12 protein-coding genes are annotated in these 15,565 nt (G+C 59.7%); 5 read left to right on the top strand and 7 right to left on the bottom strand.

The window, feature by feature from the left end; translation table 11 throughout:
• Positions 1 to 182 precede the first annotated feature (182 nt).
• Complete coding sequence (locus AC07V9_RS18395; RefSeq protein ID WP_495017082.1) at positions 183 to 674, bottom strand: Lrp/AsnC family transcriptional regulator; 492 nt, start codon at positions 672 to 674, stop codon at positions 183 to 185.
• A gap of 134 nt (positions 675 to 808) precedes the next feature.
• Here AC07V9_RS18395 and AC07V9_RS18390 point away from each other — a divergent pair, with 134 nt between their 5' ends.
• The 5 genes from AC07V9_RS18390 to AC07V9_RS18370 all read left to right on the top strand — a co-directional run bounded on the left by AC07V9_RS18390 (position 809) and on the right by AC07V9_RS18370 (position 7,317).
• On the top strand, positions 809 to 1,438 hold the full coding sequence (locus AC07V9_RS18390; protein ID WP_495017081.1) for a LysE family translocator: 630 nt from the start codon (positions 809 to 811) through the stop codon (positions 1,436 to 1,438).
• Between the two features lie 178 nt (positions 1,439 to 1,616).
• Positions 1,617 to 3,236 carry a glucan biosynthesis protein D gene (locus AC07V9_RS18385; protein ID WP_495017080.1) on the top strand — a complete coding sequence of 540 codons (1,620 nt, stop codon included), beginning with the start codon at positions 1,617 to 1,619 and terminating at the stop codon, positions 3,234 to 3,236.
• Positions 3,237 to 3,755: 519 nt separating this feature from the next.
• Positions 3,756 to 5,060, top strand: a complete 1,305-nt coding sequence (locus AC07V9_RS18380) for a hypothetical protein (protein WP_495017079.1) — start codon at positions 3,756 to 3,758, stop codon at positions 5,058 to 5,060.
• Between the two features lie 14 nt (positions 5,061 to 5,074).
• The gene (locus AC07V9_RS18375) at positions 5,075 to 6,358 is read left to right on the top strand and encodes a hypothetical protein (RefSeq protein WP_495017078.1); all 1,284 of its coding nucleotides are present in this window, start codon (positions 5,075 to 5,077) and stop codon (positions 6,356 to 6,358) included.
• Between the two features lie 167 nt (positions 6,359 to 6,525).
• Positions 6,526 to 7,317, top strand: a complete 792-nt coding sequence (locus tag AC07V9_RS18370; RefSeq protein ID WP_495017077.1) for a substrate-binding periplasmic protein — start codon at positions 6,526 to 6,528, stop codon at positions 7,315 to 7,317.
• 917 nt (positions 7,318 to 8,234) lie between these two features.
• Here AC07V9_RS18370 and AC07V9_RS18365 read toward each other — a convergent pair.
• From AC07V9_RS18365 to AC07V9_RS18340, 6 genes are read right to left on the bottom strand one after another with little or no spacing between them, the layout of a single operon-like run.
• Complete coding sequence (locus tag AC07V9_RS18365; protein ID WP_495017076.1) at positions 8,235 to 10,067, bottom strand: FAD/NAD(P)-binding protein; 1,833 nt, start codon at positions 10,065 to 10,067, stop codon at positions 8,235 to 8,237.
• Positions 10,058 to 11,065, bottom strand: coding sequence for a 2,3-diaminopropionate biosynthesis protein SbnB (gene sbnB, locus AC07V9_RS18360; protein WP_495017075.1), 1,008 nt, complete (start codon positions 11,063 to 11,065; stop codon positions 10,058 to 10,060). The genes AC07V9_RS18365 and sbnB overlap by 10 nt, the downstream gene beginning before the upstream one ends.
• Complete coding sequence (sbnA, locus tag AC07V9_RS18355) at positions 11,058 to 12,077, bottom strand: 2,3-diaminopropionate biosynthesis protein SbnA (protein WP_495017074.1); 1,020 nt, start codon at positions 12,075 to 12,077, stop codon at positions 11,058 to 11,060. Before sbnA ends, sbnB begins: the two co-directional genes overlap by 8 nt.
• On the bottom strand, positions 12,074 to 13,432 hold the full coding sequence (locus tag AC07V9_RS18350) for a SidA/IucD/PvdA family monooxygenase (protein WP_495017073.1): 1,359 nt from the start codon (positions 13,430 to 13,432) through the stop codon (positions 12,074 to 12,076). The genes sbnA and AC07V9_RS18350 overlap by 4 nt, the downstream gene beginning before the upstream one ends.
• A 51-nt stretch (positions 13,433 to 13,483) precedes the next feature.
• The gene (locus tag AC07V9_RS18345) at positions 13,484 to 14,431 is read right to left on the bottom strand and encodes an ABC transporter substrate-binding protein (RefSeq protein WP_495017072.1); all 948 of its coding nucleotides are present in this window, start codon (positions 14,429 to 14,431) and stop codon (positions 13,484 to 13,486) included.
• Positions 14,428 to 15,552, bottom strand: coding sequence for an NAD(P)/FAD-dependent oxidoreductase (locus AC07V9_RS18340; RefSeq protein WP_495017071.1), 1,125 nt, complete (start codon positions 15,550 to 15,552; stop codon positions 14,428 to 14,430). Before AC07V9_RS18340 ends, AC07V9_RS18345 begins: the two co-directional genes overlap by 4 nt.
• Positions 15,553 to 15,565 lie beyond the last annotated feature (13 nt).

Genomic DNA, 15,565 nt, shown 5'->3' with positions numbered 1-15,565 from the left:
CAGCTCAACCCATTGATTTTGCTGAAGGAAGCGCTTGGCTATGAACCTGCGCAACAATTAACGCAGACATAGCCAATTCATTCGCGAAAAATGGGGCAGACAACAGAGATGTATAGGTTCCCCGGCCTCTCGCGAATGAATTCGCTCCCACAGGTCTTCACACCCCAGCATTTCGCACAGCTTCAAACTGGCAAATGCCCCAACGGCAACGGTCCTTGGGGCTTGAGGGTGCGAATCGCGAAATTGCTGCGGATGTCCCGCACGCTGGGCATTTTCAGCAGGGTCTCTGTAAGAAACCGGTCATAGCTGCGTAAGTCCGGCATCACCACATGCAGCAGAAAATCCGACTCGCCCGACACCAGGTAGGCCGAGATCACCTCGGGCAACGCCGACACCATATGATGAAATTTCTGCGCTTCGTCTTCGTGATGGCGATCGACCTTCACGCCGATGAATACCGTCAGTCCCAAGCCGAGCGCATCTGCGTTCAGACTCGCCTGATAGCCGCGAATCACCCCCGCGTCCTCCAAGTGCCTGACCCGACGCAGGCACGGGGAGGCCGACAACCCGATTTCATCTGCCAGTTGCACGTTGGTCAAACGACCGTCCCGCTGCAGCGCAGCGAGAATGCGGCGGTCGTAGGCGTCAAGCTTAACATTTGGCTTATTTGGCATAACAGACACCTTTCAGACGTCAGTAAGGGCAGAAGATGCCAATACTAGCTGCCAAGCGGGTCAAACACGCAAGCACCTGCCCTGCCCTCGTGCCGTAAAATTTCCTCCGTCATCCCTGCCCTGAGAGCCTGACCATGGAAAACCTCGCGCTGTTCATTGCTGCCCTGTCGATGATCCTGCTGGTCCCGGGGCCGGACATGATCCTTCTTCTGCAGACCGGCGCCAAACATGGGCGCGGTAAAGCCCTGGCGACAGCGCTCGGGCTGGCCATCGCCCGAGGCGGTCATGTGGCGCTGGCCGGATTAGGGCTCGCCACGTTATTCAAGGTCTCGCCCTGGACCTTCGAAATCGTGCGCGTCGTCGGCGCCGCGTACCTGCTGTGGCTGGGCCTGAAGATGTTCAAGCCGGGGTCCATCAGCACCACCACTCATGGGCAGGCGTCTGACACGTCGATCTCCTGGCGCACGGCCATTCTGCGCGGCTTGCTGACCAATCTGCTCAACCCCAAAGCGCTGCTGTTCTGTTCAGTGCTGCTGCCGCAGTTCATCGATCCACATGCGGCATCAGTGGCCGGGCAGTTTGTTGAACTGGGAGTGATTCTGGTGGTGATTGGCCTGTCGTTCGACAGCGTTTACGCGATGGCAGGCGGCTGGATCGGTCGGTGGCTCGCTAGCAGTCAGACCGCGCAACGCATTCAACAATGGGTATTCGGCACGATGCTGATCGGCTTTGCCGTACGCTTGGCGTTCGTTCAGCAGGCATGATCATAAACGGCAACACTCTGAAGCCATGCCGGTAGCGCCCTGAAACGATTTTTTCTCTTTTTTGCGAACAAGATGCCGAGATTGTTATCTGTTTGTTGGTAATTTGCGTTCGGCAAGGATTGGGAAAGCGCACTTTCATGTGCAGGAAGGCACGGCATTTCTTCAGAGGCTTCACCTTATGAATCGCAGGAATCTCCTGAAAGCTTCCATGGCGCTGGCGGCCTATAGTGCGCTGCCGGCCTCGGGTCTTTACGCAGCACGTGCCCTGGCGGCGGCAGCAGATGGCGACATCGAACATTTTGATTTCAAGACCTTGCAAGACCTCGCCAAGCAGATGGCTGGCAAAGCCTACGTCAGCACCAAGCAGAACCTGCCGCCTACTCTGGCGAACATGACGCCCCAGCAGTTCAATGCGATCAAATACGACGCGGGTCATTCTCTCTGGAATGACGTCAAGGGCCAGCTGGACGTGCATTTCTTCCACGTCGGCGCGGGCTTCAAGACCCCGGTGCGCATGTACAGCGTGGACCCTGCGAGCAACGAGGCGCGCGAGGTGCATTTCCGCCCCGAGCTGTTCAACTACGAAGCCAGCCGCATCGATCAGACCCAACTCAAGGGCGATCTGGGGTTTGCCGGCTTCAAGCTGTTCAAGGCCCCGGAAATCGCCATCAATGACATCCTGTCGTTCCTCGGCGCCAGCTATTTCCGCGCCATCGACAGCAACAAGCAGTACGGGCTGTCGGCACGGGGCCTGGCGATCGACACCTACGCCCACAAGCCCGAAGAGTTTCCTGACTTCACCAAATTCTGGTTCGAGAAGCCGACCAAGGACGCCACCCGCTTCGTGGTGTATGCGCTGCTGGATTCACCGAGCGCAACCGGTGCCTACAAATTCGACATCGATTGCCAGGCCGACCGCGTGGTCATGGACATCGACGCGCACATCAATGCCCGCGCCGACATCGAGCAAATGGGCATCGCGACCATGACCAGCATGTTCAGCTGCGGCACCCATGAGCGCCGCATGTGCGACACCATTCATCCGGAAATCCACGACTCGGATCGCCTGGCCATGTGGCGCGGCAACGGTGAGTGGATCTGCCGGCCGCTGAACAACCCGGCCAAGCTGCAGTTCAATGCCTTCGCCGACAAGGACCCGAAAGGTTTCGGTCTGGTCCAGACGGACCACGACTTCAAGACTTATCAGGACACCGTCGACTGGTATCACCGCCGACCAAGCCTGTGGGTCGAGCCGACGACCGCCTGGGGCGAGGGCTCCATCGATCTGCTGGAGCTGCCGACCACTGGCGAGACGCTGGATAACATCGTTGCGTTCTGGAACCCAAAGGTGCCGATCAAGGCCGGCATGTCGATGAACTACGGCTACAAGTTGTACTGGAGCCCGCTGCCGCCTGTGAGCACGCCGCTGGCGCAGGTGCATGCGACGCGTTCGGGCATGGGCGGTTTCATTGAAGGCTGGGCGCCGGGCGAGCATTACCCGGACGTCTGGGCGCGACGCTTTGCGGTTGATTTCAACGGCGGCGGCATCGATCGCCTGCCGGAAGGTTCGGGCATCGAGCCGGTGGTCACCGTCTCCCACGGCAAGGTTCAGGACTTCAACGTACTGGTGCTGCCGGACATCAAGGGCTTCCGTGTGACATTCGACTGGTACCCGACCAGCGACTCGATGGACCCGGTGGAGATGCGCATGTTCATCAAGACGGGCGACCGGACGCTGAGCGAGACGTGGCTATATCAATACTTCCCGCCTGCGCCTGACAAACGCAAATACACCTGAGTGGGCCCGGACTCACATCCGGTGACGAACACTCTTTGGGAGCGGATTCATTCGCGAGACATGGGGACATCTGACAGAAATGTAGGGTCAGGCAAACCATCGCGACTGAATTCGCTCCTCGTGTTGATCGTGAGGCACCTGTAACAAAAGTGAGTCATAGGCAGCACCGCCTCTAGCCCATTTTCCCTTCTATTTATTAGCGTCAATTTTCTCACCGCCAATGAATTCAACAGGTTACATAATCTGAAATTTCACGCACTGCAAATCTGTCCGAAAATTTGACTAATTGATTGACAGCCTCCTGATCTGAGGCTGATATATCCCCTGTCACGCCGCACGGAAGGGGCCCCACATGGCACTCCCTCACCGCTGCGGTCATTCGACACACAACGATTCCTGTCCTCAATCGACGGCACCCGCCGACTTCGATGAGCGGTAGCTTCGCCTCGCAGGCGACTCTTTCTCTTTTGCGCTGCTACGCCTGCCGTTCAACTCCAGCGCTCCCGAGGGGCTGTACTCATGATGTCGCCTTCCCCCGTTTACGTTGAAAAACCGTCGATCATGTCGTTCGACAAATCCACCGCCATTGTGCTGGTCGCGATCGGCCTGATTCTGGTCGAGACCTTTTCCGGCGCCCTGCGTTTTTACCTGGATAAGGCCGGGATATCGGCCCTGCTCTATGTGCCGAAGGTGGCCTGTCTGCTGTTCTTCGCGCTCGAACTGCGCAGTTTCAAGGCAGGGCCTGGGGTCTGGCTGAGCTTCATTGCCTTGCTGCTGTCGGCGGCCTGGGCGACGCTCAATGGCGCCGGTTTTGGCAACTTTGCGTTCGCCTTGTACGGCATCGCCCCGCTGCTGTTCGGGCTGACCTGCGGCGATCAGATCATTCGCCATAAACGCCTGTTCATGTGGGCCATTGCTTTTGCGCTGGCCGCATCGCTGGCCGGGTTGGCGCTGGACAAATACACCAACCTGCCATGGAAGGGTTACAGCTATTCCATTGGCGGCACCGAGCTGAGCGCCAACACCAGCTGGGCATCGGAAGACGCCGACCGACCTGCGGGCTTTGCGCGAATCTCCAGCGCGCTGGCCATCATCATCTCAATCTTCACCCTGTACCTGATGGCCACCGTGCGCTCGCGCCTGCTCGCCCTTGCCATCTGCGGCATAGGCCTGGCGGGCGTCGTGCTCACCACCAGCAAGGCGCCGGTACTGGCGCTCGCGGGGGGCGCAGGGCTGCTGCTGATCACCCAGTTTCGCTGGACGACCCGAGGCGCCATCGTCTTCGCCGTATTGCTGGGGATGTCCCTGCCCTTCGCCTCGCTGATGATCGACTTCGACCCCAATAAGGTTTCCTCCGCAAGCTCGCTGTCATCAATCTACGACCGGCTCGTCAACACCTGGCCGAACGTGATCAACGAACTGATCCGCGAGGACCGCGAATACACCGGCGCAGGCTTCGGGCTGGTGGGCAGCTCGGTTGCAGCCTATCCCGTGGCCGGCGCTGATCTGTTCGGCATTTCCGACAGCACCGTGGTCTATCTGTGGGCTATTTTTGGCGTGGCGGGGCTGTTCCTGTATGCGCTGCACATTCCGCTGTTCATCAGGCTGGCCAACTGCGCCACCCGCTACGGACGCGCGATGCTGGCGACCGGCTTTTGCATCTGCATCGTCAGCTGGACCACCGATACCCTGGAAGTGACCCTCGCTAACCTGTTTCTAGGCATGGCCATCGGGCATGCGCTGGCTGTGAGGTCGCAAGTTGAAGCCACCGCCCCAAAGCCGATTGAGGCAGCGCCCTGGCACGGCCTGCCGGGCCTGAGCTGACTGGAAACCCTCCCATGAGTCTGTTGAGTAGGGGCCGTAAAGGCCTGTTGTTACTGAGCTGTCTGACCGCTATGGGCACTGCTTCGGCAGATCCATTCATCGTCGGCGTCGCCACCCATTCCATGAACAACGCCAACCAGCCTTTGCGCAGCCTTGAATTGGCGAGCATTGCCGGGATCACTTCCATTCGTGACGACGCGTTCTGGTCCACGGCAGAACCTGTGCGTAACCAGTTGCGCGTCGTGCCGCAGTGGCGCGCATGGATGTCCACCGCAGGCGGTTTAAATCTCACGCCCATGGTGATCCTCGGCTATGGCTCGGTGTTCACCGGCGGTGCCAAACCGCGCAAGCCTGAGGTGAAAGCGCCGTACCTGAACTATGTCGACTACATCACCCGGCAACTGGGCAACCCGGTAAAGTTCTACGAAGTCTGGAATGAGTGGGACGTCGACGGCCCTGGCGACGCACGCTTGAGTAGCGATTACGTGGCGCTGGTGCGAGACGCCGCGCCGATCATCCACAACAACAATCCACAGGCCAAAGTGCTGGCGGGCGCCGCAACCACCGCGGGTATCAAGGCGGGGTTCATCGATCGAATCGTCTCGGGCGGCGTGCTAAATTACGCCGACGGCATCTCGCTGCACCCCTATGTGCATTGCGAAGGCCGCGACCACAACACCCCGGAAAGCTGGATCACCTGGATGCGCGGCATCGACCGCAGCATCAGCAGCAAGGCGGGCAAACAGGTGCCGCTGTACCTGACCGAGATGAGCTGGCCCAGTCACCAAGGCGCCTGCGGCATCGACACCGTGCGTCAGGCCGCCTACCTGGCACGCAGTTACTTCCTCGCCCGCACCGTGCCCAACATCAAGGGCATGTGGTGGTACGACTTGATCAACGATGGCGCTCAGCGCGACGATCAGGAGCACAACTTCGGGCTGCTCGACATCAACCTGAACCCCAAACCCGCCTACCCGGTGCTCAAGGCCATCAGCCCGTACCTGCGCGACTTTACCTACGACGCCACCGCCAGCCTGCAAGCCGACAACGTCTACAAGCTAGCCTTCAGCGATGGCCGGGAAAAGATCATGGTCGCCTGGGCCGTGGGCCGAGAACGCCTGGAAAGCGTCGGCGGATCGGCCATGGACAACGCTCAAATGCGGATGCTCGACACGCAAAAACCGGACAAGGGCATGGTCGACGGCGGACAGCAATGGAACTGCAACGGCGATCAATGCAGCGTCCCGGTGACGTTGACCGAATACCCGAAAATCATCCGTTTAAGCCCCGGTTCGTAAATTGACCGAGCCACCAAGAGCCCGCCTGGCCCCGTCAGCGCGGGCTTTTTAATGAGGTTTTGATGTCATTTCGTGACGTCGCTTGCAAATAGTGGCATTACGACATATCTCGGACATCTCCCGCTGCTAGGCTAGGACTCCTTTCACAGGCACCCATGACCGAGGGAATGATGGGGACTGGATGCAGACTGATCATCGGCTGTTTGCTCTGCCTGTTCGCCTTGCCCATCGTGGCAGGCCCCTTTGTCGCAGGCGGCGCGCAGTGGAAACCCTACGCATTCGAAGACGATAACGGCCATTTGCAGGGCGTTGCAGTGGATATGGCCCGTCGCGTGATGCAGCTCTCCGACGTCGACGTCACCTTTGTCACCTACCCGGTCAACCGCCTGCAGTCGATGCTGCAAAAAGGCGAAATCGACCTCAACTACGCCGATGCACGCGTCTGGAACAGCCCGGAAGAACAAACCCATTACGTGTTCTCCAAGCCTTACTCCACCGTCAACGAGCACCTTTACTTCCTCGCCGATCACCCGGATCGCCAGCGCCCCATCGAACAACTCAGCCACCTCACCATCGGCATGGTGCGCGGCTATACCTACTGGGCGCTCGACCCGGCGCTCCAGGTGCACCGGCTCGAACGGCTGGAAACCTCACAGGACGACGCCCTGATCAAACTGCTGCAAAGCCGACGCGTCGACGCAATCGCCATGGTCGACGACATTTTCAATACCCTGGTAGCGAACTACCACCTTGACCCCAGCCAGTTCCAGCAAGGCGCCAAACTCAGCGAAGCGCCACTGGTGATCAAACTGCAGCCCGAACACGCGCAATGGCTCCCCCAAATCAACCGCGCCATCGACACGTTACGCAGCAGCGGGGAGCTGGAGAACATCAGGCGGCGTTATTTGCCAGGGAGTGGGGTGGTGTTGAATTGTGCGGGGGCTGGGAAGGGGTGTTGAGGAAAAATCTGACAGCCCACGCTGGAAAATCACTCTAGATGCGCCAATAAGACAGCAGTGCTGAGACGTATAATTCATCGCCGAAAACGAAGAACCCCGCCATAAGGCGGAGTTCTTTTACTTCGTCTGTCCTCGGGGGGAGGTGCTTGCACCCGCGTTTCCCGTGGCTAGTGCGAAAACTATATGGGTCTAGGTTCCTCGAGTCAATGCAACAAGCTTGCGCGGTAAAGACCGCATTGTCCCCTGCAAGAATGTCCACCTACGAGGTCCACGCGATCAACGCAGGCCGCGACATATCTGAAGCCCTGAGCCTGTATGCGTGGAATGCTCGGATGTGCAGTGCCTTGCTCACTCCCCTCCACATCTGCGAAGTCGTGGTGCGCAACGCTGTCGCCGAAGCTCTCGAATCGATCCACGGTTCACGATGGCCTTGGAACCCGGGCTTCGAAAGAAGCCTTCCTCGCCAAGCGGGACCAGGCTACAACGCTTTGGGAGATATTCAGGGTGTGCGTCGAAGATGGCATCGACGGGACAAGTCATCGCAGAACTCAAGTTCGTCTTTTGGGAAAAGATGTTCACCAGTAGGCACGATCATCGGATCTGGAATGCGCACCTCATGAGGGTGATGCCAAATCTTGAACCGACAACACCCGCAGCAGAGCATCGAAGAGGATCTTCGACGACTTGAACAAGATCAGATTGTTGAGAAACCGGATTGCTCACCACGAGCCCATTTTCGCTCGCGACCTGCTGAATGATTTTCAGATCATTCAACAGTTGGTTGAAGCCAGATGTATGGCTTCAGCGAATTGGTTGTTTATTGAACAACAAGTGATTGAAACCCTCAACAGCAGGCCATTCTAGGCATCGGCTTGCTCTGCAGGTCTTTCATCCTGCCTGATCCGAAGCCTTTATCGTCAAACGGTCTGGTTGATTTCCACGCTTATCCCCAACATCTCCCGCGCAATCCGGTCGGCATCGATAAACGCCCGCGAATAACTCCCCGACGACGGCACGTAATGGTTGTAATACGTGGCGCCTTCGACGATCGGGCCGGTTATCCACAGATTGGGTTGGGCTTTACCGTGGCTGTCGACGAAGATGCCTTCGCCTTGGTCGTTAAGGCTGTGGATAACTCCGCTTTTGCGCAGCTGGCGGAGGATGTTGGGCTGTGTGTCCGCGCTACGGCTGTCGCTGACGTGGGCGCAAACCAATGCGTTCAGCAGGATCAGCGACCCATCGTTTTGCAGAACCGACACATCGCCCGATTCAGGATTGTGCATAACTTTTGAGCTGTGAATCCATTGCACAAGCCCTGCGTCGACCAGCGCCAACAGCTCCTGATGACGCTCTTTTTGTGGGCCTGCCACCATGCGATTGACCAGCGGCGCGTACTCGGCGAAGAAAATCCGGTGAGACTCACGCGTCAGGCCATTGTTATCCACAACCCGGCGTAGTTGTTCACGACAGCTTCTCCAGACTTCGACCGCTGCCTTGATCGGGCTGTGGTCAAGGCCGGAAATACTCTCTCGCAGGTCCTCTTCGATGAATGCCCGAACGCATTGCGAATAGTTATCCACAACTGCTCGAAGAGAGCGTGGGTTGAAGACGCTTTCATCCAGCAGCGGAACATCGAATTGCTGTGCCAGCGCCCGGGTTTTGCTGTCGATCTCGCCCAACAAAAACGCGGTCGCAACCTCGGATTTAACCCGCAACGCCGACTCACCTTTGAGCGACGCCACCATGCCAAAGTATTCAGCGAACATCTCGGCCTTGAGTACCGGCAGCACATGTGCGTCGAAGTCCAAGCCATCGGGGTGTTGAGCGCGAAGGTCGGCCACTGTGGATAACGTGAAGATCAGCGGCGGGCTCGATGGGCGGTGAGGCGTGATATCGGGGCGAGTGCGATACGGCAATCCGCTGCGCGAATACATGAACATTTGCGGTTCGCGCCCCGAAGGCACATAACGCAGACCTTCAGGACCTTCGACGAAGTGCCCTCCCCGGCCAACCGTCAGCCCCGCGACGATGTCCATGGCTGAGAGCCCCAGCCCTTCGATGCCGAAGGTGTCTGTGGCTGAAACACTTGCCAGCGAAAAGGGTTGTGGATAAGCACGAAGCCGCTTGGTCATGCTTTGCATCCTGTTCACAGCCGGAGCCGCTTCCGCGTGTCCTACGGTGATCAGGAGCCAATCGACCGACTGTTTTTGCCCTCCCGCTGTGGACAACAGGAACCTACCCAAGTCCGTGTGCACAATGTTATCCACAACCCGCGCGTGATGGGTCACGTTGACCTGTTCGGGGAGGGTCCGCAGCACCTCGTCGTAGGTCCAGGCCAAGTACTCCCCAAGCCACTGTCGGGGCAGGAACTCGTCAGGCCGAACGACGCGCTTAGAAGATTTAAAGCGCAGGCACCATTCATAAAAATTCGGCCCCTGCCGCCCGCTCAGCCCGTCCAGCGCAGCCTTATCCGGAAACATCGAGATCTGCGACGCTACGGTATTGAGCATCAGGTAGGACGGTTGCTCCACCAAGTGCAGGCCGGGGCCTGGCCGATGGGGGTCGAACACGCTGATCTCGACCCGCTGCTCTCCCCTGCCAGCCAGCGCACACAGCCGCTCCAGGACCGTCAGCCCGCGCGAGCCGCAGCCGACGATGCCAATCCGGATGGCAGGCGCTTGAGCCCGCCCTTCGGAAACCGAACGGTCAGTGAAGGATTTGCCGAGGCGCAGCGCTGAACTCAGTTCCATCTCAAGGTTTCTCCAAAGAACGAATCAATGGCCACAGCCCGTGACTCGGCCAGCGCGGTATCGACGATGAATTTGCTCAGCGCCAGATCCAGCACACCCAAGCCAAATGGCGAGAATATCGAGGGTTTGCTGGGGTCCAGTTCGACCTCCCCGCGGATCAGCCCGGCCAGCGTGCCGTTCATGAACCGGCGATTGCCGGTGAGCTGCTCCGTCAAATGCGGCGAGGTATTGGCCTTCATGCAGTGCTCGACGTCATCACACAGGTTGTTGGCGTTCAGCAGCAATGGCGGGGCAATGTCACGCAGGGAAATATTCAGCACCACCTGGCCTGCGCGGAACGCCATCGGCGGTTTCACATAGGGCTCACCTGCCGTGGTGGCGAAGATCACAAGTTCAGCCGCCAGGGCTTCAGCGAGCGAGCCGTTGCGGGCTGTGCATAAGTCGATCTGCTCGACGAAATTCGTCAGAGCGCTCGCCGATGCCGCGTCGAAGTCATGCACAACGGCCTGGCCGATGTCCCAGCCTTCGACGGCCAACATGCGCGCGATGTTGCGGGCAATCACGCCGGCACCGACAAATCCTACAGACGCAGCCTTGCGCGACTGACCGTTGAGCCAGTAAGCACCTGACACCGCCGAAGCAGCTGTTCTGACAGCGCTGATCTGCGCGCCCTCCAGGCAGGCGTAGGGGTGGCCGGTCTCGCGATCGTTGAGAATGACCACCGCCGATGCGCGGGGTTTCTTATGCTCGACGTTACCGGGAAAACTCGAAATCCATTTGATCCCGGCCACAGCGTCTTCGCCTTCCAGGGACGCCGGTAGCGCGATGATGCGATTGGCCGGCTGCTGTGGAAAACGCAAAAAGTAACTGTCCGGGTTGAGGGTCTGGCCGTCGTGGTGTTGCAGGTAGACCTGCTCGATGCGGGCGACCATGGTGTGCGCCTGGCGTTCGAGGATGTCCTTGATCACGGCGCCGGGGATGACATGAAAATCAGACATTGGCCACCTCGGCTTCGAAGGTGTGGACGTAGTTCTTGAGGTAACGGCTGATAGGCTGCGAGGAAAGCGCTGACAGCTCAGCGAGACCGAATTTCTGCATCACCCACTCGTCGTTGTAGATGGTTTCCAGATAGCGCTCACCAGCGTCTGGCGAAATCGCCACGACAACCGCGTCCTTCGGGATGCCCAGCGACGGCGCGGCAAGGCCTGCGACAACGGTGCCGGTGGAGCCTCCTGCCAGCACACCGTTTGACTTCGCCAGCCAGCGGCACATCGCGACCGTTGCGCGCTCGTCGACCACCTGCTGTTTATGCAGGTGATTGGCGCGAAAGATCGGCGGCATCTGGCTCGATCCAAGCCCCGGAATGTAGCGATTGCCCGGCGCCTGGCCGAAGGTCACTGAACCTGCGCTGTCCACCGCGATGATCTTGGTACGCGGAGAATGCTTGCGAAAGTACTGCACGCAGCCCATCAGCGTGCCCGTTGTGCCAGCGCCCACCACCAGATAGTCCAGGGCCGGAAAGGCGATGTGGATCGAGCGTGCGGTGGTCTGTTCGTGGGTTCGCGCGTTGGCCGGATTGCTGTACTGGTTGAGCCACAAGTAGCGGGGATCGCGGGCAACGGTGTCGCGAATATAACGGATGCGAGTACCCAAATAGCCGTCGTTGTCATCACGTTCGGTGACGATCACGATCTGTGCGCCAAAGGCTTCCATCATCTTGATGTTGTGCAGGTTGGTGTTCGGGTCAACCACGCAGCAGAACTTGTAGCCGCGCTCGGCGCAGATCATCGCCAGCGCCACACCGAGGTTGCCGGACGAAGACTCGATCAGCACGGTGTCCTTGTGGATAAGTCTGCGCTCGGCGTAGGAATCGATCAGGCCGATCGCGGTTTTCATCTTGATCGAGCCAGCCGGGTTGCAGGACTCAAGCTTCAGGTGCAGGTTTTCAAACCCCAGGCCCTTGAGCCGCACGAAATTCGAATCGCCGACGATATGAGAGATGAAGTTCATGGGCGTGCCTTGGCGCGTGCGGCCATGGAGCGCTTGGGGTGTGGCACCACCGCGGCCAGTTGCCGAGGCTGTGTGGCGAGCAGCGCATCAGTCAGTTGCTGGGCCCGCAGCGCGACCATCGAAAACGACTGCGCATCACTGATGCCGTGGGTTTTCTCCGAGGTGCCGTTGGCGAGAATCTGCACGCCTTCACTGTTCTGCAGGCCGACGCGGTAGTGCCGGTCCACCGACAGGCTGCCGTCGACATCGCGCAGCAACCAGGGTTGCAGCAGCGTCAGCAATGGCGGCACGGCCAGTTGTTCATAACCGGTGCCTAGCACGATGCCGTCGACGTAGAGCGTGGTTTCAAGCCCGGTGTTGCTGTCGCGTAGCACCACTGAATAGGCGTCGCCAACCTTTTCCACAGACACCACGTTGGACCACGTGTGGAGGTTCAGACGCTGATGCCCGCTGACCTCACCTTCGTACATGAAGGAGTACAACGCCTGACTTTCATCGGCGTCGATGCCTGCGTAGTTGGTCGATCGGATCGCGTCGAACACCTCGCTACGACGTGCGGGCTCCAACTGGTGGAAGTAGTCAACCTGCTCCGGCAGGAACGCCATGTTGGGGAATTGCCCCAACTGGCCGACGCGAAAGCCTACGCCCCGATGCACAGAATGCACCTGCGTGGTGGGCGCTGCGCCCAGCAGATGCGCCACCGCCTCGCCTGCGCTCTGCCCCGAGCCCAACACCAGCCAACGCTGGGCAATCGGCCCGCCGCCCAAATGAATGTTTTTCAGGTACTGAGAAGTGTGGAATACGCGCCCACCCAAATGCGCGCTGAACGCTTCAGGGATTCGTGGCAGGCTGCCGTGGGAAAGCACCAGCCGCTTGGTGCGATACGTCCCCTGTGCAGTGACAACATCGACCGCGCGCAGGATGCCTTTTTCCGCGACAGGCAGTACATCCAGCACGCCTTCGTCGTAGGACACATAGTCCTTCAACTGCGCCGCCACCCAACCGATGTAGTCAGACCATTCCACCCGGCTGGCAGGACGCCCCAACAGCCCGAACTTGTACAGGCGCCCCTTCTCCTTGAGGTACATGGCGAACGAGAAACGGCTGCGCGGATTACGCGGGGTCACCAGATCGCGGAATACGTGATGATTAATGTCAGTGCCTGCCAGCAAAAACGCACCGTGCCAGGTGGAGTCGCGGCCTTTCTCGAAGAAACGCACCCGCCCAAACGGCTTCTTGCCGTTGTCTTCCGCTTCGTCTTCCAGCGCACAGGCCAGTGCGATACCGGCGGGACCGAAGCCAACCGACACGACGTCCAGCTCCTGACGCACACCCTCGATTTCAAACTGATTCATGGTGGTTCTTCCTGAAAGGTTTAAAGACGTGGCGAGCCTGAGTGGCCCGATTCAACAGAGCAGCCGTCGTTCGTGGACGCGCTTGTCGGCGTAGACCCAAAGCGAAACCCGGGCATGATCGTTTTCCCCATTGCTGAAACTGATGGGGCCTGCGGGTGTGGAAAACTGATCGAAACGCAATGCATCCAGCAGGCCGCGGCCCTGACGAGCCGCCAGATCCACCAGCGAGAACGCGGCGAGCGTCTCGATGGCGTACACCGGCGCCTTCTCGCCATAGATACGCTGATAGGCCAGGTCCACCGATTGCGCCTCGGGCAAGTCGCTGGCCACTGGAAAACTCACGACGTACACAGTGCCAAGCTGTTCGGGGCCACTGACCAGCGCAGGCGATGCCGCGTCATCGGTAAAGAACAACGGCAATCCAGAGCCGGCGGCGCGGTTTTCCACAAGGAATTGCCGACTGGCCTTGAGGCGTCCGCAAAACACCAGCCCATCGGCTTGCGAGACATCAGTGACGATCTGCACTGTGGATAACTTGGCGGTGTCTTGAAGTTCGTGAAGTTGCCGCTGCCCGTGCAGGCTCGGATCGGCAAACAGCGCCAGCCTTCGCAGGCCCTGGCTTTCAGCGAATGCAAGCAAACGCTTGGCGATCAACCGATCCGACGCACATACCCGAAACGTGGTGCTGCCTTCCTCGGTCAACGCCGCGCAAGTCGAGGCCGGCAAAATCAGCGGAATACCCGCCTGTGCATAAGTTTCCACCACAGCCGCAGCGGACTCCGAGGCGAAGTGACCAATTACCGCGTCCACCCCCGCCTCGAGGAAGCGCTTGGCTGCCGCACGCCCGCCATCGGCACTGGCGCCATCGTCGAAATAGATGTGCTGAGCCCGACGAACATGGCTGAACAGATGGCTCGACAGGTAAACGCCGCGCAGAAAGCTTCGCGCGTGGAGCGTGGTGCCGACGTCCAGCGCCGCGCAGATTCCCAAGCGCATCATGACAAGGCCACCTCAGTAAACCGCGAGGGGCAGAACGCCTGCATGATCGAACGGTGGCTGGCGTCCATCTGCACGCCAGTCATCAGCCCGCCAAGCTCGTAGGCCAGCAGTTCGGCGACGCTGGGCGCCATTTTGAAACCGATCCCGCAGAAGCCGGTCGCAAGGTAAATATGGCTCTGGCCACCTGTGCGCCCGATCAGTGGCCGGCCGTCGTCGGTGTAGGCGTCCCAGGCGACTTGCGTTACGACGGGCAGGCTGTGGTGCTGGTCGTAACCGAGTCTGGCGACTCGCTCCGCGACATCCTGTTCGTTGTCCAGCGCATTCAAGTCCAGTTGATCCGCGTGCTCGGCCTGCTGACGACGCTGCCCGCCGACTTGCATCAGCGTGTTTCCGAGCGGCAATAGATAGGTGTTCAGATGATGCGCAATGATCGGCATGCTCGGCGCCTGATCACAGCTCAATCGGGTGTAGGGAATGGTTCGCGCATGCACCGCGCCATAGGGCCGAAGCAAAGGGCCGCTGGCGCCACAAGCGTCGACCACCCAAGTGGCTTCCAGGCACAGCTTGCCAGCATGAACCTGCACCTTGCCGTCACGTTCCACACAGCTGTCCACCGCCAGATGATCGAGGAATACCGCTTTTTCGCGCACATAACGGCACAGGTTCGAGACTGTGACGCGGGCATCGACGATCCCGCCGTTGCGCTCGATCAGCAGGCATTCCTTTGGGCAAAACGTTGCGAAACGGCCGTTATCCAAGGGGCTGACGGAGGCATGCAACTCGATGTTCTGCGTGCCCTCGCTGCCGACTGCGTCGAGGTATTGGCCGCAGATCTCGGAGCTGGCGATGTAGGCGACGCCGGTGCGCTTGAGCGCCTGTTCGAACAGCGCATGAACGATGCCGGTGCTGCCATGGTGCGCGCCGCGGCTGGTGAGCGGGCGCAGGGCCGGGTCCAGTTCGAGCCCGCGCATAATGCCGCCGGTGTCGCGGGTCGCGCCCTGACCGCCGCCGATGCCCTTTTCCACCAGGGCAACGTCCAGGCCGCTCTCAACCAGCGCAGCAGCAATCGACGCGCCCATGACGCCGGCGCCGATCACGATCACATCGAATGACGTTTTCATCAGCGCGCCTCCC

Source organism: Pseudomonas sp. GW821-FHT02A11 (assembly GCF_059421985.1).
The sequence above is the reverse complement of the archived record's forward strand: the minus strand, read 5'-3'. Positions and strand labels throughout refer to the sequence as shown.